Genomic DNA, 263 nt, shown 5'->3' on the forward strand with positions numbered 1-263 from the left:
ATATAAAATCAACAGTCAAAGTAAAGCTCATGATACAATAAAAAGATTTTTTCACATAAAGAAATGAACACATGATTCAATTTTCTGTATAATTATCTTAGCGGAGGCGATACGCATGAGAAGATGGGGAATTGAGATATTAATTTTAAGAGTCGTTATGATTTGGGGTATTAACTATACCAATGCAAAATATGGCCTTGTAGAATTTACAGCAATTGAGATTACTGCTATTCGGATGATGGCGGCGGCACACTTACTGTTAA

The 263-nt window shown here is 33.1% G+C and carries 1 pseudogene; it reads left to right on the forward strand.

From position 1 onward, the window contains the following. Positions 1-115: 115 nt before the first annotated feature. Positions 116-263, forward strand: a pseudogene (locus tag JDS98_RS29720) (DMT family transporter); the annotation flags it as partial.

It is taken from the genome of Bacillus cereus group sp. N11 (assembly GCF_016483605.1).
GTDB classification, from domain to species: Bacteria; Bacillota; Bacilli; order Bacillales; family Bacillaceae_G; genus Bacillus_A; species Bacillus_A toyonensis.